This window comes from Marinobacterium profundum, from assembly GCF_001528745.1.
In the GTDB taxonomy this organism is placed as follows: domain Bacteria; phylum Pseudomonadota; class Gammaproteobacteria; order Pseudomonadales; family Balneatricaceae; genus Marinobacterium_A; species Marinobacterium_A profundum.
On record NZ_BCNS01000145.1, the window covers coordinates 1 to 22,472 of the forward strand.

General features: G+C 58.6%; 25 protein-coding genes. 17 read left to right on the top strand and 8 right to left on the bottom strand.

The window, feature by feature from the left end:
• Nucleotides 1–197 precede the first annotated feature (197 nt).
• Nucleotides 198–962: an aspartyl protease family protein gene (locus MPRO_RS17175; protein WP_067295630.1), complete on the top strand. Its 765-nt coding sequence runs from the start codon at nucleotides 198–200 to the stop codon at nucleotides 960–962.
• A 3-nt stretch (nucleotides 963–965) separates the two neighbouring features.
• Here MPRO_RS17175 and MPRO_RS17180 read toward each other — a convergent pair whose 3' ends face one another.
• The gene (locus tag MPRO_RS17180) at nucleotides 966–1,919 is read right to left on the bottom strand and encodes a methylenetetrahydrofolate reductase (protein WP_067295634.1); all 954 of its coding nucleotides are present in this window, start codon (nucleotides 1,917–1,919) and stop codon (nucleotides 966–968) included.
• Nucleotides 1,920–2,090: 171 nt separating this feature from the next.
• On the opposite strand from MPRO_RS17180, the gene MPRO_RS17185 reads away from it, so the two are divergent.
• Nucleotides 2,091–2,651: a DUF1285 domain-containing protein gene (locus tag MPRO_RS17185; RefSeq protein WP_067295637.1), complete on the top strand. Its 561-nt coding sequence runs from the start codon at nucleotides 2,091–2,093 to the stop codon at nucleotides 2,649–2,651.
• 21 nt (nucleotides 2,652–2,672) lie between these two features.
• Here MPRO_RS17185 and MPRO_RS17190 read toward each other — a convergent pair whose 3' ends face one another.
• A complete protein-coding gene (locus tag MPRO_RS17190; protein ID WP_067295641.1) occupies nucleotides 2,673–3,077 on the bottom strand; it encodes a hypothetical protein in 405 nt (134 codons plus the stop codon).
• A gap of 350 nt (nucleotides 3,078–3,427) precedes the next feature.
• Between MPRO_RS17190 and MPRO_RS17195 the strand changes: the two genes are divergently transcribed.
• On the top strand, nucleotides 3,428–3,817 hold the full coding sequence (locus tag MPRO_RS17195) for a DUF3461 family protein (RefSeq protein ID WP_067295644.1): 390 nt from the start codon (nucleotides 3,428–3,430) through the stop codon (nucleotides 3,815–3,817).
• A gap of 50 nt (nucleotides 3,818–3,867) precedes the next feature.
• On the opposite strand, the gene MPRO_RS17200 is transcribed toward MPRO_RS17195, so the two are convergent.
• Nucleotides 3,868–4,353, bottom strand: a complete 486-nt coding sequence (locus tag MPRO_RS17200) for an Lrp/AsnC family transcriptional regulator (RefSeq protein WP_067295647.1) — start codon at nucleotides 4,351–4,353, stop codon at nucleotides 3,868–3,870.
• 165 nt (nucleotides 4,354–4,518) lie between these two features.
• Nucleotides 4,519–5,262 (bottom strand): tRNA1(Val) (adenine(37)-N6)-methyltransferase, encoded by a 744-nt coding sequence (locus tag MPRO_RS17205; RefSeq protein ID WP_067295651.1) that lies wholly within the window; start codon nucleotides 5,260–5,262, stop codon nucleotides 4,519–4,521.
• A 131-nt stretch (nucleotides 5,263–5,393) separates the two neighbouring features.
• Here MPRO_RS17205 and MPRO_RS17210 point away from each other — a divergent pair, with 131 nt between their 5' ends.
• On the top strand, nucleotides 5,394–5,651 hold the full coding sequence (locus MPRO_RS17210) for a GIY-YIG nuclease family protein (RefSeq protein ID WP_369406742.1): 258 nt from the start codon (nucleotides 5,394–5,396) through the stop codon (nucleotides 5,649–5,651).
• A 1,006-nt stretch (nucleotides 5,652–6,657) separates the two neighbouring features.
• Here MPRO_RS17210 and MPRO_RS17215 read toward each other — a convergent pair.
• Together MPRO_RS17215 and MPRO_RS17220 are read right to left on the bottom strand one after the other, a co-directional pair.
• Complete coding sequence (locus MPRO_RS17215) at nucleotides 6,658–7,731, bottom strand: YcjF family protein (RefSeq protein WP_158651852.1); 1,074 nt, start codon at nucleotides 7,729–7,731, stop codon at nucleotides 6,658–6,660.
• Complete coding sequence (locus tag MPRO_RS17220; protein WP_082708927.1) at nucleotides 7,728–9,161, bottom strand: YcjX family protein; 1,434 nt, start codon at nucleotides 9,159–9,161, stop codon at nucleotides 7,728–7,730. Before MPRO_RS17220 ends, MPRO_RS17215 begins: the two co-directional genes overlap by 4 nt.
• A 183-nt stretch (nucleotides 9,162–9,344) precedes the next feature.
• On the opposite strand from MPRO_RS17220, the gene MPRO_RS17225 reads away from it, so the two are divergent.
• From MPRO_RS17225 to MPRO_RS17280, 13 genes are all read left to right on the top strand, one after another.
• Nucleotides 9,345–9,998 carry a DUF2796 domain-containing protein gene (locus MPRO_RS17225; RefSeq protein WP_082708929.1) on the top strand — a complete coding sequence of 218 codons (654 nt, stop codon included), beginning with the start codon at nucleotides 9,345–9,347 and terminating at the stop codon, nucleotides 9,996–9,998.
• Nucleotides 9,998–10,699, top strand: a complete 702-nt coding sequence (locus tag MPRO_RS17230) for an ABC transporter ATP-binding protein (protein WP_067295663.1) — start codon at nucleotides 9,998–10,000, stop codon at nucleotides 10,697–10,699. Before MPRO_RS17225 ends, MPRO_RS17230 begins: the two co-directional genes overlap by 1 nt.
• Nucleotides 10,699–10,869: a hypothetical protein gene (locus MPRO_RS25905; RefSeq protein ID WP_158651853.1), complete on the top strand. Its 171-nt coding sequence runs from the start codon at nucleotides 10,699–10,701 to the stop codon at nucleotides 10,867–10,869. The genes MPRO_RS17230 and MPRO_RS25905 overlap by 1 nt, the downstream gene beginning before the upstream one ends.
• Nucleotides 10,869–12,128 carry an ABC transporter permease gene (locus MPRO_RS17235; protein ID WP_067295667.1) on the top strand — a complete coding sequence of 420 codons (1,260 nt, stop codon included), beginning with the start codon at nucleotides 10,869–10,871 and terminating at the stop codon, nucleotides 12,126–12,128. The genes MPRO_RS25905 and MPRO_RS17235 overlap by 1 nt, the downstream gene beginning before the upstream one ends.
• Before the next feature lie 10 nt (nucleotides 12,129–12,138).
• Nucleotides 12,139–12,675, top strand: coding sequence for a DUF3299 domain-containing protein (locus MPRO_RS17240; protein ID WP_067295671.1), 537 nt, complete (start codon nucleotides 12,139–12,141; stop codon nucleotides 12,673–12,675).
• 74 nt (nucleotides 12,676–12,749) lie between these two features.
• The gene (locus MPRO_RS17245) at nucleotides 12,750–13,679 is read left to right on the top strand and encodes a nucleoside recognition domain-containing protein (RefSeq protein WP_067295674.1); all 930 of its coding nucleotides are present in this window, start codon (nucleotides 12,750–12,752) and stop codon (nucleotides 13,677–13,679) included.
• Between the two features lie 120 nt (nucleotides 13,680–13,799).
• A complete protein-coding gene (locus MPRO_RS17250) occupies nucleotides 13,800–14,948 on the top strand; it encodes a pyridoxal phosphate-dependent aminotransferase (RefSeq protein ID WP_067295679.1) in 1,149 nt (382 codons plus the stop codon).
• Nucleotides 14,936–15,754, top strand: coding sequence for an amidohydrolase (locus MPRO_RS17255; protein ID WP_067295683.1), 819 nt, complete (start codon nucleotides 14,936–14,938; stop codon nucleotides 15,752–15,754). Before MPRO_RS17250 ends, MPRO_RS17255 begins: the two co-directional genes overlap by 13 nt.
• A 477-nt stretch (nucleotides 15,755–16,231) precedes the next feature.
• The gene (locus tag MPRO_RS17260) at nucleotides 16,232–16,846 is read left to right on the top strand and encodes a methylthioribulose 1-phosphate dehydratase (RefSeq protein ID WP_067295686.1); all 615 of its coding nucleotides are present in this window, start codon (nucleotides 16,232–16,234) and stop codon (nucleotides 16,844–16,846) included.
• The gene (gene mtnC, locus MPRO_RS17265; protein WP_067295690.1) at nucleotides 16,843–17,520 is read left to right on the top strand and encodes an acireductone synthase; all 678 of its coding nucleotides are present in this window, start codon (nucleotides 16,843–16,845) and stop codon (nucleotides 17,518–17,520) included. Before MPRO_RS17260 ends, mtnC begins: the two co-directional genes overlap by 4 nt.
• A gap of 47 nt (nucleotides 17,521–17,567) precedes the next feature.
• Complete coding sequence (locus MPRO_RS17270) at nucleotides 17,568–18,110, top strand: 1,2-dihydroxy-3-keto-5-methylthiopentene dioxygenase (RefSeq protein WP_067295693.1); 543 nt, start codon at nucleotides 17,568–17,570, stop codon at nucleotides 18,108–18,110.
• Between the two features lie 220 nt (nucleotides 18,111–18,330).
• Nucleotides 18,331–20,064, top strand: coding sequence for a gamma-glutamyltransferase (gene ggt, locus MPRO_RS17275; protein WP_245635124.1), 1,734 nt, complete (start codon nucleotides 18,331–18,333; stop codon nucleotides 20,062–20,064).
• A gap of 118 nt (nucleotides 20,065–20,182) precedes the next feature.
• On the top strand, nucleotides 20,183–20,584 hold the full coding sequence (locus MPRO_RS17280) for a phnA protein (RefSeq protein ID WP_067295697.1): 402 nt from the start codon (nucleotides 20,183–20,185) through the stop codon (nucleotides 20,582–20,584).
• 85 nt (nucleotides 20,585–20,669) lie between these two features.
• On the opposite strand, the gene MPRO_RS17285 is transcribed toward MPRO_RS17280, so the two are convergent.
• Together MPRO_RS17285 and mtnA are read right to left on the bottom strand one after the other, a co-directional pair.
• A complete protein-coding gene (locus tag MPRO_RS17285; RefSeq protein ID WP_102136329.1) occupies nucleotides 20,670–20,921 on the bottom strand; it encodes an EF-hand domain-containing protein in 252 nt (83 codons plus the stop codon).
• Between the two features lie 399 nt (nucleotides 20,922–21,320).
• A complete protein-coding gene (gene mtnA, locus MPRO_RS17290) occupies nucleotides 21,321–22,361 on the bottom strand; it encodes an S-methyl-5-thioribose-1-phosphate isomerase (RefSeq protein WP_067295706.1) in 1,041 nt (346 codons plus the stop codon).
• Nucleotides 22,362–22,472 lie beyond the last annotated feature (111 nt).

Sequence of the window (22,472 nt, forward strand, 5' to 3'; positions counted from 1 at the left end):
AGAATGAAACACTACACTAGCTGCCTGTCGGACTTGACCGGTCGTAGCGAGGGAAAGTCCGTTTTGAGGCAGTTTTTGAGCTCTTTTGAGACGAATAGTGGTTCTATTTAACGAAAAAGAGCGCGAAAAATGACCAAAATCGGCTTTTCCACAGTAGATCAGTGTTAAGTCCGACAGGTTGCTAGGAGGGGCGAACTATGCGCGTAAACAACTCAGACTTGGCGGGGTTCAGGGCAGTGCTCATGGGCATGGTGCTGATGCTGCCGGCTCTGCTGTCATCTGCGGTGCAGGCCGAAATCTACAAGTATGTGGATGAGCGTGGGCGCCAGGTCTTTGTCGACAGCCTTTCCAGAGTACCTGCGCAGTTTCGGGATCAGGTGGAAACACGTCGCCAGGCTTTGCCAGGTCGTGGCGAGGCACCAGAGCAGACTGCAGCCCGGGCCGAACGGCAGCGGGATACGGATCTTTCCCGTCAGCGTAGCAAGCTGGAAAAACTGATGCGAGAGAGTGAAACGCCGGTCAAGGTTGGCAACAATCGCGTGGTGGTGCCGGTCACGGTGGTTTACGGCGGGCGCAAGGCAAAAACCGAGATGGTGCTGGATACTGGCGCTACCAATACGGTGTTTCACAAGAGCGCGCTGGCGGGGCTGAATTATGCGGCCCAGCCTGGCGGTCGGGCGCGGGTGGCGGGCGGTGGCAGTATCAATACCGAACTGGTGAGCTTTGACCGTATTGAAATCGGCCCCTATAGCCCGACGAATGTGCGTGCCATGGTGATCGAGCACCAGGGCCCGGCGGTTGGGTCTGATGGGCTACTGGGCATGGACTTTCTGATGAACGTGCGTTATCGCATCGACTATGAGCGCCAGCTTATCCTGTGGGAGCCCGACCGTTACCAGGAACTGCAGACGCTATTGCAGGGGCTCGACGCCAGTAGCGCGACCCCAACACTGCTGCAGTGAACCTTAGAGCTGCTGTTCGGCGAGTTTCAGATCCAGCGTGGCCTTGAGCAGCTTGAACAGGCGGATCGATGCATCGATCTCGTCCTTGCGGTTGGTCAGACTTTCAATGTTCAGCCCCAGTGGAATGCCAAGGTCTGCCACGGATTCCAGTATCTGCTCCAGATTGCTGCGACACACCCGGATGGACTCGGCCAGCGGGTTAGCGGCATCCAGAATACGCCAGCGGGTGGCGTCGGGAACCGAAATGCCCAGCCATTGCATGAACTCCAGCGTCTTGGCACTGCCACAGGGCGTGAAGGTCAGGATAATACGCTGCGGAGCCACACCGCGGCTGCGGCATTCGCGGGCATAGCTGCTGAGCAGGTCGATCGTCGCCTGGGCATTGTAAACCGCCTGGGAGATAAAAAACTGGCAGCCTTGTTCAGCCTTGGCGAGCAGTCGCAGGTGTTCGTTACCTTTGCTGGCGTGGCGCTCGGCGATGGTGACACCACCCAGGTGAAAGTCCAGTGGATGCTGTTGCAGGGCTTCATAGGCCTTGGGCAGGGACAGCTGAATATCACCGTCCGATGACGGGCTGCCAACCAGTACCATATCCTGCACGTCGTACTGGCTGCGGGATTCTTCGAGCCAGCGCTCGAAATCGGCGCGGTCGCGCTGGGCGACACTCTTGTAGGTGATGATGGGGTGGTTGGAGCGCGTGCGCAGCAGGCTTGAGTATTCGCGCGGGTCCAGCGTTTGCATATAGGGGAACGGGCGCGGCTTGCTGGTACGGCTGCTTTCATCCTGAATGTCATAGACAATCAGACCGTCGTAATCGATTTGGCGCAGACGGGCGAGTAGCTTGTCGGCGATATCCGTCACTTTTTCAGGCTCCGTATTATCCCGTGGCGGCGTGGTTCCGACGAAATAGACGCCTCGAGTGGGATCGGAGAACTTCTGTTGTAAGGATATGCTCATAGCGCGTTGGGCCGTATGTTCTGTCAGTTAAGTGCGGATAAGTCTAACAGTGAGTGAATTTCATGTAATTAGGTTATAAGGTGAAATCTTTTACACTTATGTTGAATGAGATTAATCTGCAGTCTCATTAGCCCTTTTTTCAGGCACTGCAATACACCAGGAGCCCTTGCCATGACTGGATTTGACCTCAATGAAGCCCATCGCGCACTGCAGCAGCAGGGTGACGGTATTGGACCGCTGGAACGCTGGAATCCTGACTTCTGCGGTGACATCGACATGCGTATCGGCCGTGATGGCACCTGGTATTACATGGGTACACCCATAGGCCGGGCGCCCATGGTGCGGTTGTTTTCCCGTGTACTCTGGCAGGAAGAGGGGCGTTATTTTCTGAAAACCCCGGTCGAAAAGGTGGGTATTCAGGTGGATGACCTGCCGTTTCAATTCGTGACACTTGAACAGCTTCAAACGGAAACCGGCCCTGAGCTGCATTTTACCAGCAAGACGGGGGATAAAATTGTGGCGGGCCCTGCGCACCCGTTGCGTGTGCTGCCACGGCCGGACAGCGACGAACCGGCACCTGAACTGGAAGTACGTTTTGGCATGTGGGGTCGGGTCGGGCGCAATCTGTTTTATCAGCTGGTCGAAATGGCGGCAGCGGAGCCCGCCGCCGATGGGGGTGAAGAATTGGTGGTGTACAGCTGTGGCGAGCGTTTTCCCCTGGGCCGGTTGTAACCGGGGGTAGGCCCTCTGCTATCAGGCGCTGTCCAGTTCGCGTCTCAGCTGCTGCTCGAACACCGGGGTGGCCAGCAGCCAGTGGCGTACGTGATGGGTTTCGCACAGGGCAATGAGGCCACGCTGATGCAGGGCTTCGATGGCCTCTTCGCTGTCGTCTTCGTCTCCGCCGAGCAGCATCACCAGATCGTCCTGATATAGTTTGCCGCCGCAGAGTGCCGCCAGAACGCGAATTTCAAGGGTGCTGGCGGCAAATGGAAGGGTAAAACGGATGCGTTCAGCCATGCGGTCTGAGATCAGTGGCAGGCTGGAATGCGTGTTGTTGAACGGACAGCGATAGGGGATGGTTACCCACTCAGCGCCGGGATGGGTATCCAGGGTACGCAGAATGGTGGCGGCGGATAGTCCGGAAGTTTTGCAGTCCATGTAAAGGCCCTGTCAACGAATTGGGTAAGCCGGAGTGCCCGGCGGAGTCGGGACGCGCGCTGCCCCGGTAGTGTTCGCATCGAACATCCTGTGTTTTTGATGTAACACCTGGTGTACGTTGCCGGCGCCAGAAAGCCGGGCTAGACGCAGCCGGGAAACTGCATTGGATAAATTAGTCGCGCACTGGAGCGAAATGTCCCTGCTTGGCTGAGCAAAGTATAGTCAATATCGGCGCTGCTGCTTGGTGAGAAAATCGTCCTGTAACGGGAGCTGCTGGAGCGCAATCGGTGATTCAAAAGGATTATACTGATGGCAACTTTGCATGGGCCTGATCGGGAGCCACGGACAGTATGAGCGATAAGCAGTTTGAGACCTTGATGGCCATGGGCGTTGAAGACGTGCAGGATGTCGAGCGTTACAGTACCCGTACAGAAGGTGATGTGGATATCCTGAAACTCTATTATCACCGCCATCAGGGTGAGTGGTTTGCCAAGAGCAAGAAATTCAAGTTCAAGCGTCTGCACAAGAGCGTAAAGGTCAGCGATGGCCTGGTGCCTTACCGTGCTACAACCGAGTCTTCACCCTATTATCTGCGCGCCGTTGCCGAGCTGGATAAGCTGGTGACCCAGGAGAAGAGTTCGCTGGACCGCAAGGAACTGCTGCTTGAAGAACTGGATCACCTTGAAAAGGTTGTTGCCCGCAAGATTGAAGATCTGAAGCGCCAGATTGGCGAACTCTGAGTTTTTCGGTTGCTGTGCAAGCCGTTATCCTGCTCGGTGAGGGCTTGCCGTTAACGTGCCAGGTGATCGAGTGAATAGGCCGTACGGTCCACGGGCTGGCGCAGCACGAAATTCGAAATGATTGATCGAACGCCGGCGATGGCGGTGAGTTTATTCAGCAGTAATTGCTGATAGTGATCCAGGTCCGGTACTACCACTTTGAGCACATAGTCCGCCGTGCTGCCGGTTATCAGGTAACACTCCATCACCTCCGCCAGTTCGCTGACGGTGGCTTCAAAACTGCGCAGCTTTTCCTGTGTCTGGGCTTCCAGCGATATATGCACCAGTACCGTCATGGGCAGGCCAATTTTGGCCGGATCCAGGATAACAACTTGGCGCGCGACATAGCCGCTGTCTTCCAGGCGCTTGATGCGCCGGCTGCAGGGCGTTGCCGACAGGCCGACCTGCTCGGCAATGTCCGCCACCGACAGACGTGCATCCTGTTGCAGCAGTTCCAGAATTCTGCGATCGGTGCGATCAAGCTTGTGTACTGACATGCGGTCTCCAGAGCACAGAGCTGCTTGAGCGTCGTTGTCGTTGCTAACGCCCTGCGCGCTCGGTACTGAATGTTATGTCGCTATCGAGTCGATTGAAGGTAAAAGAATGCAGCTTTTCAAGATTTAATGCACGTATTTATTATTAAAATGCCTTTAATTGGTTTTTTATTTGTCTTGGTCGCCAACATCCGCACGCCGCAAGCGCGTGTAATAGGGCTCGAACAGCCTGGCAGCCTCGGGGCTGTGTAGTGGGTGTTCGGTATAGAGTGTCAGTTGCTGCGTGGTGCAGGGGCCGGGCTGTTTTGCCAGTTGCAGTATCACCCGGTGCGGGCTGTCTCCAGTGCAGGAGCTGACCCAAAGCCTGTGTCTTGGGTGGAGCTGCGTTGCAGGCAGTGCCGCTATCAGCAGCTCGCATTCCGGCAGCGGCAGCAATAGCCAGGCACGACCATCGTCACTGAGCAGCCCATTGATGGCCTGTACCAGGTCGGCCAGCGGCAGGGCATCATTGTGGCGTGCCTGGGCCAGGCGCGCGCAGCTGTTGCGGGTGGAGTCGCTGAAAAAGGGCGGATTGCAGAGGATGGCATCGTAGTCCTGACTCGCGGGCAGGCTGCGAATGTCCGCTTCTGTCAGCTGCAGTCGATCGGCCCAGGGGGAAGCGGCGAAGTTACCGCGCGCTTCCTGCGCCGCGGCGGGGTCCAGTTCAATGGCATGGATCTGTGCCTGGCAACGCTGGGCGGCGAAGAGGGCGAGCAGGCCGGTACCTGTGCCAATATCCAGCAGTCGCCGTGCCTGTTCTACCGGTGCCCAGGCGCCCAGCAGGCTGGCGTCAGTCGTGACCTTCATGGCGCAGTTGGCCTGTTCGATACGAAATTCACGGCACTGGAAATAGCTGTTGCGGCGGCGGGCCATGGGTGTCCTGTGGGGGTTCTGCCGGGGGAGCTGGCATGATAATTCATTCGCGGGCTGCTGGGCAGACGCTGGCTTGAATAGTGTCGGCGATTTAACAACAATGGCAGCTGCCAATGAAAGAGGGTGCTGTCTTGAGCGAGTCGTGCTGGTTTGTCTATATTCTAGCCTGTGCCGATGGCAGCCTTTACACCGGTGTAACCACTGATCCGCAACGGCGCCTGCGTGAGCACAACAGCGATAATCGGCTTGGGGCGCGCTATACCCGCGCCCGTCGCCCGGTAGAGCTGCTCTGGCATGAACAGCTGCAAGGTCGCGCTGAGGCGCAGCGCCGGGAGTGGCAGATCAAGCGCATGCCCCGCAAGCGCAAGCTGGAACTTATTGCCGGCTGAGGTCGCAGGCTTTTATTCAAATCGACAACCGTCGCTGCGCGATGCTTGTCGGAAGTCGCAGGCTCATTCCAACCTACCCGGCCAAGCCCGATAGGCTAAAGCATTTTCACCTTACATCGACCCATTGCGATAGTTGACGAGATTAAGGTGACCCTGTTGGAGCTTGTGCAGGCTGGGATATCGGAGGCGGTTTGATGGCGCGTTACTTTCTTTGCTCGTGCAAAGAAAGTAACCAAAGAAAGCACGCCCCCATCAGCCGGCCTTCGGCTGCACTGCGCGCCGGAATGATGTCCCGGACGCCGCTAAAGGGACATCCATGTCCCTAATCGGCGGCTCGGCAGTCCCTGCCTCACCCCTTTGGGTCTGATCGGAACATAATCCCGGTGCTCGTCGGCTGCTGAGGGGATTGAGGGCCGTTCTGATCGTTATGTAGTGTAAGCCTGCGATGTGGTGGTCGGAGGATGCACGCCCCGTGACGAAGCCTATTCGCTGCACTCTGAGATCATTCAGCGGGCTGCGCTGAAGGTACATCCATGTACCTCATCGCAGGCGCATCAGTCCCTGTTGCGCCCCTTCGGGCCTGATCGCCGAATGACCTCAGTGCTCGCCGGCGTCATAAGGGGGAACAAGAGCTGCTCTGATGTTTCGGTGGCAGTAGGCAACTAGAACACTTTCATTTCACATCGAGCCATATCCGGCCGCCTCGAAGTAAGAAACACTCAAAGCAACCTCGATCGACAGATAAGTGTTTCGTGAAAGTACTCTAGCAGCCTGTCGGACTTGACCGGTCGTAGCGAGGGAAAGGCCGATTTGAGGCAGTTTTTGGGCTCTTTTGAGGCGACAAATCGGCAGGATTGCCGGTTTACACAGCGCTAGCTGCCCGAAGGGCAAGCTACAGGGATGTAGCTTGTGAATAGTGGTTCTCTTAGAACACATAAAATGACCCCTCTTTACAGAAGAGAAGTCGGCTTTTCCGCAGTAGATCAGTGTTAAGTCCGACAGGCTGCTAGCCGCCTTTCGTACCCGTAAAGCGCTGTTTTAGGCGTTCGATCAATGGTTGCAACAGAGTGCGCAGCCCCGGTTGCTGGTCCGGGGCAAAGGGTAATGGACGCAGCGCCCGCATTGCGGCCAGACCCAGTCTGGCCGAGAGTATGCCGGCGCCAAGTCCCTGGCCTGCCCGGGCGCTTACTACGCCGGTCAGAGCGGCACCGCCCAGGTCCCCCGATAGCTGATCAATGGTGATTTCGCTGGCGCCGACAAAACTGAGCTGCTGCAGCACCTGGCGTAGCAGTTTTAGTCGAGTGGGCAGGGAAGGCGCCACGCCGTATACCTGGGCTATGGCGTCGATCATGCTGATACCGCGCCACAGCGCCAGCAGCATGTCGAGCGCCGCCCAGGGGCTGATCGCAACGGCGGCACCGGTCTGGGCGCTGTAGCGCGAGATAATCTGCATGGCGCTCTGGTCGAGCTGCTGCACAAAGTGCTGATCCAGGTGCTTCAGGGCTTCGACGTCATCGCTGTAATCCGGCAGTGTTGTCAGGGCCTTGTCGAGCAGGGCGGCCTGGGGTTTGTTGCTGTAAAAGCCCTGCATCGACTGCAACAGCGTCTTGCTGCGACCGTTACTGCGTCGCCCCGATAGCCGCTCAGCCAGCTGGCGCAGGCCGTTGAGTCGATCCAGGCTCCTGCGTGCGCCCAGGAAGGAGAACAGCGAACGCAGCGCCTGCAGCCCCACGCCACCCATCAGTGCGCCCAGTGCGGTGGCGATGAGCCAGTGGGCCTCACGCGCGGCATTGAACAGCTGTATCAGTTGGGCGCCGGCGATAACCAGTACCAGGGCCAGCAGGCCAAGCCCCAGGGCACGCAGGCCGCGCACCGGTATGCGTTCGAGCTGCAACTGCGCAAAATCAGGCGCACCGTTGCGGGTTTCGGTGATGGCGCTGGGCACGGCGTCGAGCTGGGCCTCGGCCTCGGGGACGAACTGCCGCGCTCGGCGTGGCGGCGCTTCGGATTCTGCTGAGAGAGTTTCAGGCTGAAACTGTCGGGCCGCGCGGTCTTCGGGGCTATCGGAGTTGCGGTTCACAGGCATTTGTCTCCCAATAACAGGTTAAGTACCGTATCCAGGCGAATATGGGGGATGGCGTCGCCGTTGCGCGCCGACAGGCCGACCGGGGGCTGCAGCGCAGGAATGCGCCAGTCCATCAGTTGCTGCCAGTGCTCGGGCTCCGGCAGGCGGCTCGGAAAGCGCGGATGTACGTAGCCGATGGGCTTACCCTGGGCGTCCAGGCCCGATATGGCGCGATCGCCGCCGGCATCCACTTCGCGGGAGCAGCGCACAGCCGAAGTGGCCTCGCAGGACGGGGCTATGCCGTCGTATTCGGCGTGGCGATAGGCGTCGCTAACCAGGCTTGCCAGAAAACTGCGCACCGCCTCGTGATCATCCGAGATGACCTGGTCAATCTTGGTCGCGGCATAAAGCACGCGGTCGATGCGGGGGCGAAAGAGTTGTAGTAGTCGGCTCTGGTGGCCGTAATGGAAACTGTCAGTGATGCGGGTCAGGGCGGCGCGCATGTCATCGATATGGGCTGGGCCGCCATTGAGTGCCTGTACTACGTCGACCAGCACCAGCTGGCGGTCGATGCGGCTGAAAAAATGCTTGTAGAAGGGCTCGACCAGTTCACTGACGTAGCGCTGATAGCCTTGTTTGAGCATGGCGTACCAGCTCGTTTTGTTCGCGCCCTTTAGTTGCTCGTCACTGAGGTCAGTCAGGTTGAGCAAGGGCACAAATGCCAGCAGCTGCGAGTCATCATCACGTCCTGGTAACAGGAAACGCCCCGGTTGCAGCTGACTTAGCCCCTGTTCCTTGCAGGTGCCGAGAAAGGCGCAAAAATCCCGATGCAACTTTTCCAGCTGTGCCGGGATCACATCGGCCAGCGGATCCAGTTTTTCCAGTGTGGCGAGCAGCTGTGGAGCCAGTGATGCTCGGGGTTCCTGTGCATATAACTGGGCGCACTCCAGGCTCCAGTCGCGAAAGCTGAGTTCGCGCAGGGGCAGGTCCAGCAGCCATTCGCCGGGATAGTCGCGTATTTCGAGCCAGAGGGAAAAATGATCCCGGGCGAAGGGGTTCAGGCGTCCGGACTTTTGTTTCAGACGCAGCTCCAGCAGGCAGCCGCTGGTGTCCCGGGTGGGCTCGGGCCAGGCGGGTGGCTGGTTGCAGAGCCGATCCCAGGCGCTCTGGTACGGGAAGGCGGCCAGGCCCTCTGTTTCCAGCGGATGCAGGCGTACATCGATCAATTGGCCGCTCAGTACCGGTGAAAACCCGGGCAGGCTGGCGTTTTTGTGCTGCAGCAGCTGGTTGGTAAGGCTGGTGATAAAGGTGGACTTGCCGCTGCGACTCAGGCCGGTAACACCAATGCACAGACGTCGATCACGCAGGCGGTCCAGCTGAATGCCGGCCTGGCGGGTCAATTGTTCGCTGCGCGCGCGGGTACGGCGGATAAAGGCGTTCGACATGGTGGCGGAAGCTTCCTGCAAGGCGCGGTTGGCTGGAGTCTGACAGGGCCTAATACTGCCACCGGCGGCGTCTGGGGTACAGGCGTATGCGGCTAGATTATTGTTTTGTTATATCGTAACATTTATCGAAATTTAACAGCGGGACTTTGCAAGGACCCGTAACGGATTGGAAGCTGGATACAGATGAGCGTGATAAAAGGGACAGGGGCAAAGCGGCGTTTTGTTATGGCGACAGTGGTGGCCATGGCTGCCGGCACGGGGATGAGTCATGCGGCGGAGTTTGAGCAACAGTACGACGGCCATGCCCATGGCGTTGCGCAACTGGACCTGGTGCTGGATGGATCCGAACTTATGTTGCAATTGTACTCACCGGCCATGAATCTGGTGGGTTTTGAACACCGCGCCCGCAGCGCCTCTGAGCGTCAGGCGGTGGATGCAGCGCTCGAAGGGCTGCACCAGGCAGAGCAGATGATCAAGCTTGACGCGGCAGCCGGTTGCACGCTCAGGCATGCCGAGGTCACCCAGGCGCTGCTGGATACGGAAGAGCGCTCTGAAACTGCGGAGCATGGTCACGCAGAGGAACATGCCCACGAAGATGAGCACGACCACACACGCGCACATGAGCCCGAAGGGCAGGGTGAAGCTGGGCGAGCGCACACCGATTTTGAGGTCAGCTACGCGTTTCACTGCACGGCGCCCGAAAAACTAACGAGCATCGGCCTAGCATTCTTTGCCCGCTTTCCCGGCCTCGAAACTCTGGATGTGCGCATGATTACAGCGGATGGCCAGCGAGCGCTGACACTGGATTCCCACAACATCGATATCGGACTGCGCTAGTGCAATCACCTGCGATTGAAATTGACCGTCTTGGCTTTGCCTGGCGCCCGGGCACGGATGTGCTCAATATTGCCGAGCTCAGCGTGCAACGCGGCGAGAGGTTGTTCGTACAGGGGCGTTCCGGCAGTGGCAAGAGTACGCTGCTGAGCCTGATGGGGGGCATTGTGGTGCCAACCAGAGGACAGATTCGGCTGCTGGGCCAGTCGATGCAGGAGTTAGGAGCTGCGGCCCGTGATCGCTTTCGCGCCGATCATCTGGGCGTCATCTTTCAGCTGTTCAATCTGCTGCCCTATCTGTCGGTGCTGGAGAATGTGCTGTTGCCCTGTCATTTTTCCAGCGTGCGCCGGCAGCGGGTACTGGCGCGGGCGTCATCGCTGGAGGACGAAGCGGTACGGCTGCTACAGCGCCTGCAACTGACGCAACCGGAGCTTTGGGGTCGTCAAGTATCGCAGTTGTCTATCGGGCAGCAGCAGCGGGTCGCAGCGGCACGGGCACTGATGGGTGGGCCTGAAATCATCATCGCCGATGAGCCGACCTCGGCTCTGGATGCAGAGAGTCGGGATGCCTTTGTCGATCTGCTGTTGCAGGAGTGCGCCGGGCAGGGCACCACGGTGCTCTTTGTCAGCCATGATGCGGCCTTGGCGCCGCGTTTCGATCGCACCCTGGTGCTGGAAACAGTGCGTCTGCCGGAGGTTGTCTGATGGCGATGTTATCCCTGGCGTTGAAAAACCTCAGAAACCGTGCCGGCAGTGCGGCCCTGACGGTACTGACGATCGCCATCAGCGTAATGTTGTTCTTAGCGGACGGTGTTGAGCACGGAACGGCGGTGCTTTTACTCGACTGTTACCTGTGTTGGCCGGAGGCTGTCTGATGGCAATGTTATCCCTGGCGTTGAAAAGCCTCAGAAACCGTGCCGGCAGTGCGGCCCTGACGGTGCTGACGATCGCCATCAGCGTAATGTTGCTGATCGGTGTAGAACAGGTTCGCACCGAGGCGCGCACCAGCTTTGCCAATACGCTGTCCGGAACCGATCTGATTGTGGGGGCGCGCACCGGCCAGACGCAGTTGCTGCTCTATTCGGTATTTCATATAGGCAATGCCAGCAACAATGTCGGCTGGGACAGCTACCGCACCATAGCGGCACATCCGCAGGTAGAGTGGACCATACCGCTGCTGCTGGGTGACTCGCACCGCGGCTTTCGCGTGCTGGGGACCAACGGCGATTACTTTCGCCACTACCGCTACGCCCGTGATCGTAATCTGGTCTTCAGTAGCGGTCAGCCGTTTGACGACCTGTTCGAGGTCGTGCTCGGGGCCCAGGTGGCGCGTGAACTGGGCTATCAGCTTGGCCAGGAGGCCGTGATTGCCCATGGCATGGGCAATACCAGCTTTGTGAAGCATGACGACAAGCCGTTTCGCGTTGTCGGTATTCTGGCGCCCACCGCAACCCCCATAGACCGTACCCTGATGGTTAGCCCGCAGGCGATCCAGGCGATTCATCTGGACTGGCAGGCGGGCGTCAAGCTGCCGGGGAATTCGGTGTCCGCTGAAGAAGCCCGCGAGCAGGACCTGACACCCACCGAACTCACGGCCTTTATGGTGGGGCTCAAGTCCAGAATGTCGACATTCTCGCTGCAGCGCTCGATCAACAACTACCGCAAGGAGCCGCTGCAGGCGATCCTGCCAGGGGTGGCGCTGGCTGAACTCTGGAGTCTGATGGGTGTGGCAGAGCAGGCGCTGTTGGTGATTTCCGTGGCCGTAGTGTTCAGTGGCCTTGCCGGCCTGCTGACGGTCTTGCTGGGGAGCCTGAATGAGCGCCGGCGCGAGATCGCCATTTTGCGGTCCCTGGGGGCGCGTCCCTGGCAGTTGTTATCTTTACTGACCTTCGAAGCGGCCTTGCTGACGCTGCTGGGGTCGGTGCTGGGCATGGCGCTGCTCTATATGGGTATTGCGCTGAGTCAGCCGCTGTTTGCCCAATGGCTCGGGCTGCAGCTGGATGTGTCGCTGCCCAGCGCCCGGCAATGGATTTTCCTCGCACTGGTGCAGGCAGCCGGTATACTCACGGGCCTGATTCCGGGCTGGCGGGCATACCGCTATTCGCTGGCCGATGGCATGACTATTCGTATATGAAAGGCGTTTTATGAAAATCTTTGTTACGGCGTTTTTCGCGTTGCTGCTGACCCTGAGTCCATCACTCTGGGCGCTGGAAACCCTCAATGGCCAGGAGGTTGAGGCGCTGGAGTGGGATGCGCTTATGCCACCGGATTTCACCTTCGAGCAGGTGTATGGCACTCAGGACTTCGGTGATCTGGATGATTTCGATCCCCGGGCGCAGCAGAAACTCGATGACATGATGCAGGCATTGCAATCAGCGCCGGTGGTGCCGGAACTCGATGGCAAAATGGTACGGATTCCAGGCTTTGTGGTTCCGCTGGATGGGGTCGGGCAGAAGGTCACCGAGTTTTTCCTGGTGCCCTATTTTGGCGCCTGTATTCACACCCCGCCACCGCCATCCAATCAGATTATCCTGACCCGCTTCGAACCCGGCACCGATGTGAAAAACCTGTTCGATGCGGTCTGGATTACCGGTACCCTCAAGGTGGAGAGCTTCGCCCACGAGGTCGCAGCGTCGGGCTATAGCATTGAGGCTTATCGCATAGAGCCGTACACCGAGTAAAAAGCGAATAGACACCGAATAAACCGCTCGTTGCGCAGAGCCGTGCGACCGGGCAGCATGATCAGGGACTAAGCATGGACTCAATAGTCAGCGTTATAATGCAGGCCGGGCGTACCGGTATCGAGCTTGCGCTCTATGTTCTGTTACCCATCATGGTGGTGATGCTGGCGCTGATGAAACTGCTTGAAGCCCGCGGTGTACTGGCCTGGGTGGCCAATGCGTTGGCGCCGGTGCTACGTATTTTCGGTCTGCCGGGGCTGGGCATCTTTGCCATGGTCAAATTGCTGCTGGTGAGCTTTTCGGCGCCGGTGGCGACACTGGCGCTGATGGACCGCAATGGCACCTCGTCGCGCCATATCGCCGCGACCCTGGCCATGGTGCTGACCATGTCCCAGGCCAATGTGGTGTTTCCGATGCTGTCGGTCGGGTTGAACCTGCCGGTGATCATGGCGACTTCAGTGATTGGCGGCCTCTTTGCTGCCAGTGTGACCTACTATCTGCTGGCGCGGGCCTCAGCCTCTGAGCCTGCGGTAGAAGTGCCAGTAATAGTGCCGGGTGAGCGGCGCGGCACCATGGAAATTCTGGCCGAAGGTGGCCAGGAGGGCATGAAAATAGCGCTTGCCTCTCTGCCGATCCTGATTCTGGCGTTGTGCTTTGTGTATACACTCGAGGCCAGCGGCGCCATTACTCTGATCAGCGCGGTGCTGGCGCCGCTGCTGGCCTTGCTGGGGTTGCCGGAGGCCGCGGTTCTGCCCATCGTCACCAAGTTCATCGCCGGCGGCACGGCTTTTATGGGTGTTGTGCTGGATCTGATGAATCAGGGTCTGATCAGTGCCGCCGATCTGAATCGCATGGCGGGCTTTGTTACCAATCCGCTGGATCTGGCCGGCGTCGCTATCATGGCGGCGGCGGGCAAGCGCGTCGGGCGCGTGGCACGGGCTGCGGTCTGGGGTGCGCTGGCGGGTATGCTGTTGCGCGGCGTTCTGCATCTGCTGATTTTCTGATGATCTGGCTTTTTGAGTAGCGACCCAGGCCGAAGGTCCGTCTTGTCAGTGACGCTGGTCGCTGTCGGGGCGGCTAAGGTACACTTCGCTGCAATTTCCGTCGCCACAAGAGCCTGAACAATGCGGTATCCCGAGACCAAACTGCCGAAGGTCGGAACAACCATCTTCACCGAGATGTCCCAGCTGGCCAATGCCACCGGCGCTATCAACCTGTCCCAGGGCTTTCCCGATTTTGATGCCCCCGCCGCCTTGCGTGAACGGGTCATCCATCATATCAACAGCGGCGCCAATCAGTATGCCCCCATGACCGGCGTGCCGGCGCTGCGCGAGGCCATCGCCCTCAAGTGTGAGCGCCTCTATGGTTACAAACCTTGCATGGACACAGAAGTGACCGTGACCTCTGGTGCCACCGAGGCCCTGTTCGCCGCGATCAGCGCTGTGGTAAGGCGCGACGATGAAGTCATCCTGTTCGATCCCTGTTACGACAGCTATGAACCTGCCATCGAACTCAATGGTGGCAAGGCGGTGCATCTGCCGCTGGATGAACAGGATTTCAGTATTGACTGGAACCGCCTGGCGGATGCGATCAACCCACGTACCCGCATGATCGTGATCAATACGCCGCATAACCCCACCGGCAGTGTGTTCGGTCGCGAAGACCTTGAGCGCCTTGCCGCGCTGGTGTGCGATACCGATATTCTGCTGATTGGCGATGAGGTCTACGAGCACATTGTATTTGACGGTGCTGCCCACCAAAGCCTGCTGTGTCACCGGGAGTTGGCGCAGCGCAGCTTTGTAGTGTCGTCGTTCGGCAAGACCTACCATGCCACCGGCTGGAAGCTGGGCTACTGCATTGCGCCTGCGCCCCTGAGTGCGGAGTTTCGCAAGGTGCACCAGTATCTGACGTTCAGCACCATGACCCCGGCGCAGCTTGGGCTGGCGGATTTTATGCTGGATGCGCCTGAGCACTATCTTGAGCTGCCGGCCTTCTATCAGGCCAAGCGCGATCTGTTCAGCGAATTGATGGCGCCCAGTCGCTTCGGTTTGAAGCTGGCTCCTGGCACCTATTTCCAGCTGGCGGATTACAGCGCTATCAGTGATCTGCCCGATACCGACTTTGCCAAATGGCTAACGCGTGAGGCCGGTGTCGCAAGCATTCCGGTCTCGGTTTTCTGTCAGCAGCCGATGCAGCGCAAGCTGGTACGCTTTTGCTTTGCCAAGGGTGAGGACACTCTGCGGGAGGCGGCGGCACGACTATGCAAGATCTAAGCACTGCGCACGGTATGAACCCAGTGCAGGACCTTCGGATCAGCCTGGTGCAAACCGAACTGCACTGGCAGGACCCTGCCGCTAACTGGCAGCAGTTTGAACAGCTGCTGGCGCCCCTGGCCGGTACGACCGACCTGGTGGTGCTACCGGAAATGTTTACCACCGGCTTTACCATGGCCCCCGAAGGCCTGGCAGAACCTGAGCAAGGCCCTACCTTGAACTGGATGCGCCAGCAGGCGGCGTTGCTGGGTGCAGCGCTGTGCGGCAGTGTGGTGACTCAAAAGGCCCAGGGTTATGTCAATCGGCTGCTGTTTGTCACCCCTGATGGTCAGGTACATCAGTACGACAAGCGGCATCTGTTTCGCATGGCTAATGAACATCAGCATTACGAAGCGGGCGCCTGCCGGGCGCTGATAGAATACCGCGGCTGGCGTATTCTGCCCTCTGTCTGCTATGACCTGCGTTTCCCTGTGTTTCTGCGCAATCGCAATGACTATGATCTGCTGCTCTGTGTAGCCAACTGGCCTTCAGCCAGGCGCCATCCCTGGCGGGTTCTGCTGCAGGCGCGTGCTATCGAAAACCTCTGTTACGTGGCCGGCGTCAACCGGGTGGGTCAGGATGGCAAGGGCTATGACTACAGTGGTGATTCCATGCTGGTGGACTTCAAGGGGCAGGCGGTGCTGGACCAGCCGGCCGGTGAGCCCTTCGTTGCCACCACAACCCTGAGTGCTGCGGCGCTAACGGCATTTCGCGAAGCCTTCCCCGCCTGGCAGGACGCCGATGCTTTCGAGCTTGCGGACCTGTAACAGGGGCTTGCCGGCCGCCCGAGTAATAGGTGATAGCTGGTGTAGGGGGAGCAGTCCAATTAAAACGTCTGCTTGAAAAGGTTTCACGGGCGCCGCTGAGGAGGGCGCTATACTGGATACACGCCTGTGGCGCCTGTACGGATTTTGATCGTTATCAAGGCAGATCCACAAGGTGGGTGTACCAAACACCAATTGCCCTTTAATGGGCGTTTTGCCGGCATTGTTCCGGCTTGAGGGGGCAGGCCGAGAGCCTGCCCCTTTCCTTGCCTGCCGCTGATAGGCGACCTACTTTTAGGTTGTACAGTATGCAGGGTTAAAAACCCGCACCGATTTCTGTTCTTGCTGAGGCTCTGCCTTATTCAGGCTTCGCTCCATCGTGCAAATCCCTTACACTAGCGAGCCTGTCAGGCGGGACGCTGCAGCCTGTGTGCTGGTGCGCGTACTCCGCCGAGTTCAATCCCTAATCACAGGCCCGCAATGAGCAATAGTCACCCCCAGAGTATCATTGATGCCGGTCGCTGGATCGACGCCCAGGGCTGGTGCCCGGCCACCGGCGGCAACTTTTCACTGCGCAACGAAGCCGACGAGGTGCTGATAACCGCCTCGGGGCGGCACAAGGGGCATCTGTGCGAGGCCGACCTGCTGCGTGTAGATCTGGCCGGTACCGCACTGGATTCGACCCTCAAGCCTTCTGCCGAAACCCTGCTGCATACGCAGCTGTACCAGCTAGACCCGCAGATCGGTGCCGTGCTGCACACCCATTCGGTCAGCGCCACTGTGCTGTCGCTGACAACCCCTGGCGACTGGCTGGGCATCGAGCAGCTTGAAATGCAGAAGTCCCTCAGTGGTAATCAGACCCATGATGCGGCCATTCGTATCGCCATCTTCGACAACACCCAGGACATGCAGGCACTGGCGCAAACAGTGGCGCAGCGCTGGCAACAGGCTGCGCTGTCCTGGGGCCTGCTGGTTCGCGGCCACGGGCTCTATGCCTGGGGGCGTGATATGGCGGAGGCGCGGCGTCACCTGGAAGGGCTTGAGTTCCTGTTTGCCTGCCAGCTTGAACTGAAGCGTCTGAGAGTTGCACCATGAGCATCAAAGCCATACTGACCGATATTGAAGGCACCACCACCGATATCGCCTTCGTGCATCGGGTGCTGTTTCCCTACGCCTATGAGCGTTTGGCTGACTACCTGCGCGCCCACGCCGATGAGAGCGCGGTACAGGCCATTCTGGAGCAGGCGCGCGATGAACTGAAAGATCCTGCGGCCGATCTGGAAAGCCTGATCGGTGCTTTTCGTCACTGGATTGAGCAGGACCTCAAGGTCACGCCACTCAAGGCGTTGCAGGGGCTTATCTGGGTGCAGGGCTATCAGCAGGGGGATTTCCGGGGACACCTGTATGAGGACGCCCACCGCCTGTTGCAGCAATGGCACAGCGAGGGGATAGAGCTCTACGTATTTTCGTCTGGCTCGGTCAAGGCCCAGCAGCTGATATTCGGCTACAGCGATTACGGTGATCTGACACCGCTGTTCAGTGGCTACTTCGATACCACCACGGGCCCCAAACGCGAAGCCCAGTCCTACAGCGCCATCGTTGCCAGCATTGGCTGTGCTGCCGATGAAATCCTGTTTCTGTCCGATATCGAACAGGAGCTCGATGCCGCGCGCGCGGCCGGCATGCACACAAGGCTGGTGGCCCGCGACGAGCCACCTGCGGCGCCTGGCCATGAGTGGGTTAGCTGTTTCGATGATATTTCTCTGTAAACTCTTTTTGCAAACCTCTCTCTGCAAACAGCGGTAAGGAAAACACCATGAGTGCCATAACGGTCTATGCCGATAACAATCCGCAGCAGGTGCTGTTGCAAAGCGAACAGGGCGAGCGCATCAGCGAGATATTGGCGGGTATCGGCGTCAATTTCGAGCGCTGGCAGGCAGCCTGCGACGTTAGCCCGCAGATGAGCGGCGACGAAATTATCGCTGCCTATAGTCGCCAGATTGATGACCTCAAGCGCAGTGCCGGCTATATCACCGTGGATGTGGTGAATATGTCAGCGGATCATCCGCAAAAGGCCGAGTTCAGGCAGAAATTTCTGGCCGAACATACCCACAGCGAAGACGAAGTACGTTTCTTCGTGGCTGGTGAGGGCATGTTCTATCTGCACGTCGATGCCAAGGTCTATCAGGTGCTGTGCTGCAAGGACGACCTGATTTCAGTGCCGGCCAATACTACCCACTGGTTCGACATGGGGCCTGAGCCGCGCTTTTGCGCCATTCGCCTGTTCAATGATCCGGCTGGCTGGGTGGCGAACTTTACCGGTTCGAGCATTGCAGAACAGTTCCCCAAGTTTGACTGATTATCAGCCCGCCTGAGTAGCCGGCAGCCACCGGTAGCCTTCGCGGATGCTGCTGGTGGTTACAGGGCCTGAACCCGTTTCGATTGACTGAAAACGTCCCTGGCGTTGCCGCTCGTGCGACCTTGTGACTACACTGTGGGCTGTCCGTGGATGCGGACCCGCAGAACAGTAGTCATTCAAGGATGTTCATATGCAGCTTCCCATCAGATTAACAAACTCAATGTCCCTAACTCAGGGCAGAATAGCCCTGGCTTCCCTGCTGCTCGGTGCCTCAGTGTGGCTGATGCCGACTGCCGTTCAGGCTGCAGCTATTCTGGAGGGGGATCGCAGCGTACCGGTCGATGCCCGCAATGGCATGGTCGTTACGAGTCATTACCTGGCCACCGACGAAGCCCTGAAGGTGCTTGAAAATGGCGGCAACGCCATTGATGCCGCCGTCACGGCAGCCTTTGCGCTGGCGGTCACGCAGCCGCGCTCGGGCAATATTGGCGGTGGCGGCTTTATGCTGGTGTCCTCGGAGACAGCCGGCGAAGTCGTGGCGATCGATTACCGCGAAAAGGCGCCCGCTGGAGCCACGCGGGACATGTTCCTGGACAAGGACGGCAATGCCGACAGCGAACTGAGTCGATACTCCCACAAAGCGGCCGGTGTGCCAGGGACAGTAGCGGGTCTGGCGCTGGCGCTGGAGAAATACGGCACTCTGTCACTGGCCGATGCACTGGCACCGGCGATCCGACTGGCGGAAGAGGGTTTCGTTATACCGTCGCGATTCAGTGACGGCATTAAGGCCAGTGCCGAGACGCTGGGCAAGTTTGACTCCAGCGCCAAGGTGTTTTTCAAGCCCGATGGCAGTTTCTACGAGCCCGGCGAAGTCTTTGTGCAGAAGGACCTGGCGGCCACGCTCAAGCGCATTGCGGCCCAGGGTGTAAAAGGTTTTTACGAAGGCGAGACCGCCGATCTTATAGTGGCGCAGATGCAGCGTGGCGGTGGTCTGATCAGCCTTGACGATCTGAAAAATTATGCGCCCGCGATTCGCCAGCCGGTGCATGGCAGCTACCGCGGTTATGACGTCTACTCCATGAGCCCACCGAGCTCCGGCGGCACCCATGTAGTGCAGATTCTCAACATGCTGGAAGCCTATCCCATCGCAGAGAAGGGACATAACTCCGCGGCGACCATTCACCTGATGGCCGAATCCATGAAACGAGCCTACGCCGATCGTTCCGAATATCTGGGCGATACGGATTTCGTCAAGGTGCCGGTGGCCGGACTTACTTCTAAGGAATACGCCGCCGAGCTGCGTGCCGGTATTGATCCGAACAAAGCCACCGACAGCGCCAGCCTCAAGCCTGGCAATCCGGTGCCCTACGAGAGCAACGAGACCACACACTTTTCGGTGGTCGACAAGTTTGGCAATGCCGTGTCCAACACCTACACCATCAATTTCAGTTATGGCTCGCACATAGTGGTCGATGGCGCCGGCTTTTTGCTGAACAACGAGATGGATGACTTCAGCGCCAAGCCCGGTGTAGCCAATGCTTACGGACTGCTGGGGGGCGAGGCAAACAAGGTTGAACCTGGCAAACGCATGCTCAGCTCCATGTCACCCACCATAGTGCAGAAGGATGGCAAGAACTTCCTGGTGACTGGCAGCCCCGGCGGGTCGCGCATCATTACCACCACACTGCAGGTTCTGATGAACGTGATTGACCACAACCTCAATATCCAGGCGGCGGTGAGTGCGCCGCGGGTGCATCATCAGTGGCTGCCGGATGAAATTCGGGTGGAGGAGGGGATCAGCCCGGATACCGTGAAATTGCTTGAAGGGTTGGGGCACAAGGTGTCGCAGCAGGCCGCCATGGGCGCTATCCAGAGCATTATGGTGGGCGCGGATGGCACCTTTTATGGCGGCGCTGATCCCAGGCGCAGCACCTCGTCGGCGAAGGGATTCTAGTCGGCAGTTTGCCTGTGCTGAGGAATATTAGGGTTTGAGGTAGCCCCCGTGACGCCGCGCAACTAACTCCTGGCTGGTCTATTATTGAAGCAGACTTTTTCACAGAGGGGATACGGTGATGTCCCGCGGACAGGAGAGGTATCATGAGCGGCAGCACGGGCTGTCGGTCTTTGGCAAGGATCTGGTACGACGCTGTGGCGCTCATTGCGAGCTGTGTGACCGCCAGGGCGTCAGGCTCAAGGTATTCGAAGTGCCTCCGATGGAGGCGCAGGCCAATTTCGAACACTGCGTCATGCTGTGTGAAGCCTGCATGCACCAGATTATCCACCCCAAAAAACGCGACCCGCATCACTGGCGCTGCCTCACCAGGGCCGTGTGGAGCCAGACACCGGCGACCCGGGTTCTGGCCATTGCGTTGCTGGATAGCTTTATCGGCCGCGAAGACTGGGCCATGAAACTACACGAGCAGCTGTATCTGGATCCCGAAGAGCAACTCTGGGTGGATTCAATCGATTTTTAGTTCGCCTTTTCCCAGTGCTGCCCAATCTCACTCTGCATCATAGTGGCCTTCCACACAGGAGGACCCGGCTTCGGAGTTTTGCCCGTTAGCTTTGGGCCCGAGGCGTAACGCCAAACTCTATGGGTGTCAGGTAACCGTCCTGGTTGGCATCGAGTGAGCTGAAATAGTTTTTCAGGTCAGCAAAGGTGATGGATTCCTGCCAGCTGATTTTGCCATCCTTGTCCGCATCCAGATCATTAAACAGTTCTTGCACCGGGTCGGCATGCAGGCTGGTGGATGCGGCAATCAGGGCTGCAGCCAGAGTCATGCTTAGGTTGTGTGTGGTCAGTCTGTTCATGGACATCTCCTCTCCTTCTGATAAGTCTCGCAGTGCCTTGGGCGATATCCGTGCCAGAAAAACAAACACCATATATAACAAGTAGTTAAATAAAAATATTGCTGCCCTTGTGTCGAATTGGAGCTTATGGCGAGAGAATGGCTGCAATAACTGTTACTTATTGGAGACATTATCTTGTCTTGATTCAATAAATATAACTAATTCAGTGACTTAGGATGTTTTCTTTTGGCGACAGAGGGCAAGGAGGTGAGCACACAATGTGCCAGGCAGCAGTGCTGCTGAGGAGCAGGCTGTTGGGAAACAGGGGGTATTGCGCGAAGAGCACCTGGCATAGTCACTGGGAGAAGCCCGACCGGCTGCAGCGCCGGTCGGGCTTTGTTTACAGCTGCTGGGGTTCGTTCACAGGCGAGCTGGTACTACGGAGAGGCGGCTGAGGGCGCCGGCCTCAATCTGCTGTGGCGACAGTACCTCGGTATCCAGAATCCAGCCGGTGACCAGTTTGGCCGGCGTCACATCAAAAGCCGGGTTGTATACCGGGGCATCTTCCGGACTCCAGCGCACCTTGCCAAAGCTGCCGCTAACGCCCTGAACTTCAGCCGCGGCGCGCTGCTCGATGGGAATCTGGCTGCCGTCCGGGCACTGAGGGTCAACCGTGGTGTAGGGCGCAACGACGTAAAACGGCACCTGGTGATACTGGGCGTTGACCGCCAGTGAGTAGGTGCCCACCTTGTTGGCAAAGTCGCCGTTGGCGGCAATACGATCTGAGCCCACCAGAATGCAGTCTATCTTTCCCTGGGCCATAAGCATGGCGGCCATGCTGTCGCAGATCAGGGTGTAGGGTACCTGCAACTGGCGCATTTCCCAGCAGGTCAGCCGGCCGCCCTGTAACAGCGGTCGGGTTTCATCCACGTAGACATGAATGCCCTTGCCCTGGCGGTGGGCTTCTCCGATGACGCCTATGGCGGTACCGACACCGGCGGTGGCCAGACTGCCGGTATTACAATGGGTCAGGATGCGAGCGCCAGGGGCAATCAGGGCGGCACCGTTGCGGGCCATGTTCAGGCACAGCTGTATATCCTCCTCGAAGATGCCCTCGGCGCAGCCGGTCAATGCACTGGCACCTTGCTGCACCAGTGCCGCCAGCATGCGGTCCATGCAGTTCATCAGGTTTACCGCCGTGGGGCGGGCATCGCGCAGGGTCGCTGCGGCCTTTTCAAGCGCTGGAGTATCGCAGCCCTGTTCGGCCAGGTGTGCCAGCAGCAGGCTGGCGCCTATACCGATCAGGGGGGCTCCGCGAATCTGCAGCTTGCGGATCATGTCCACCATGGCCTCCACCGAGGTGCATTCCAGCCAGTTTTCCTGGTCCGGCAGCTGGTGCTGATCCAGTACCCAGAGCTGCCCCTGCTGGTATTTCAAACTGGTGGAAATAAGGTCTTTCATGGCGAGTCACAACTGGCTGTCTAGAGGAGTGCGATACGATAGCAAAGTGGCTGCGATGAAAATAGATGAAATTGCTGTAAGCAAATCGCCGGCGTTTTTGCCAGAATAGGC

What these genes read in the sequence shown, in the direction of transcription:
- MPRO_RS17175 (WP_067295630.1), top strand. Translation starts at nt 198, where the DNA reads ATGCGCGTAAACAACTCAGACTTGGCGGGGTTCAGGGCAGTGCTCATG.
- MPRO_RS17180 (WP_067295634.1), bottom strand. Translation starts at nt 1,919, where the DNA reads ATGAGCATATCCTTACAACAGAAGTTCTCCGATCCCACTCGAGGCGTC.
- MPRO_RS17185 (WP_067295637.1), top strand. Translation starts at nt 2,091, where the DNA reads ATGACTGGATTTGACCTCAATGAAGCCCATCGCGCACTGCAGCAGCAG.
- MPRO_RS17190 (WP_067295641.1), bottom strand. Translation starts at nt 3,077, where the DNA reads ATGGACTGCAAAACTTCCGGACTATCCGCCGCCACCATTCTGCGTACC.
- MPRO_RS17195 (WP_067295644.1), top strand. Translation starts at nt 3,428, where the DNA reads ATGAGCGATAAGCAGTTTGAGACCTTGATGGCCATGGGCGTTGAAGAC.
- MPRO_RS17200 (WP_067295647.1), bottom strand. Translation starts at nt 4,353, where the DNA reads ATGTCAGTACACAAGCTTGATCGCACCGATCGCAGAATTCTGGAACTG.
- MPRO_RS17205 (WP_067295651.1), bottom strand. Translation starts at nt 5,262, where the DNA reads ATGGCCCGCCGCCGCAACAGCTATTTCCAGTGCCGTGAATTTCGTATC.
- MPRO_RS17220 (WP_082708927.1), bottom strand. Translation starts at nt 9,161, where the DNA reads ATGTCGAACGCCTTTATCCGCCGTACCCGCGCGCGCAGCGAACAATTG.
- MPRO_RS17225 (WP_082708929.1), top strand. Translation starts at nt 9,345, where the DNA reads ATGAGCGTGATAAAAGGGACAGGGGCAAAGCGGCGTTTTGTTATGGCG.
- MPRO_RS25905 (WP_158651853.1), top strand. Translation starts at nt 10,699, where the DNA reads ATGGCGATGTTATCCCTGGCGTTGAAAAACCTCAGAAACCGTGCCGGC.
- MPRO_RS17235 (WP_067295667.1), top strand. Translation starts at nt 10,869, where the DNA reads ATGGCAATGTTATCCCTGGCGTTGAAAAGCCTCAGAAACCGTGCCGGC.
- MPRO_RS17240 (WP_067295671.1), top strand. Translation starts at nt 12,139, where the DNA reads ATGAAAATCTTTGTTACGGCGTTTTTCGCGTTGCTGCTGACCCTGAGT.
- MPRO_RS17245 (WP_067295674.1), top strand. Translation starts at nt 12,750, where the DNA reads ATGGACTCAATAGTCAGCGTTATAATGCAGGCCGGGCGTACCGGTATC.
- MPRO_RS17250 (WP_067295679.1), top strand. Translation starts at nt 13,800, where the DNA reads ATGCGGTATCCCGAGACCAAACTGCCGAAGGTCGGAACAACCATCTTC.
- MPRO_RS17255 (WP_067295683.1), top strand. Translation starts at nt 14,936, where the DNA reads ATGCAAGATCTAAGCACTGCGCACGGTATGAACCCAGTGCAGGACCTT.
- MPRO_RS17260 (WP_067295686.1), top strand. Translation starts at nt 16,232, where the DNA reads ATGAGCAATAGTCACCCCCAGAGTATCATTGATGCCGGTCGCTGGATC.
- mtnC (WP_067295690.1), top strand. Translation starts at nt 16,843, where the DNA reads ATGAGCATCAAAGCCATACTGACCGATATTGAAGGCACCACCACCGAT.
- MPRO_RS17270 (WP_067295693.1), top strand. Translation starts at nt 17,568, where the DNA reads ATGAGTGCCATAACGGTCTATGCCGATAACAATCCGCAGCAGGTGCTG.
- ggt (WP_245635124.1), top strand. Translation starts at nt 18,331, where the DNA reads ATGTCCCTAACTCAGGGCAGAATAGCCCTGGCTTCCCTGCTGCTCGGT.
- MPRO_RS17280 (WP_067295697.1), top strand. Translation starts at nt 20,183, where the DNA reads ATGTCCCGCGGACAGGAGAGGTATCATGAGCGGCAGCACGGGCTGTCG.
- MPRO_RS17285 (WP_102136329.1), bottom strand. Translation starts at nt 20,921, where the DNA reads ATGAACAGACTGACCACACACAACCTAAGCATGACTCTGGCTGCAGCC.
- mtnA (WP_067295706.1), bottom strand. Translation starts at nt 22,361, where the DNA reads ATGAAAGACCTTATTTCCACCAGTTTGAAATACCAGCAGGGGCAGCTC.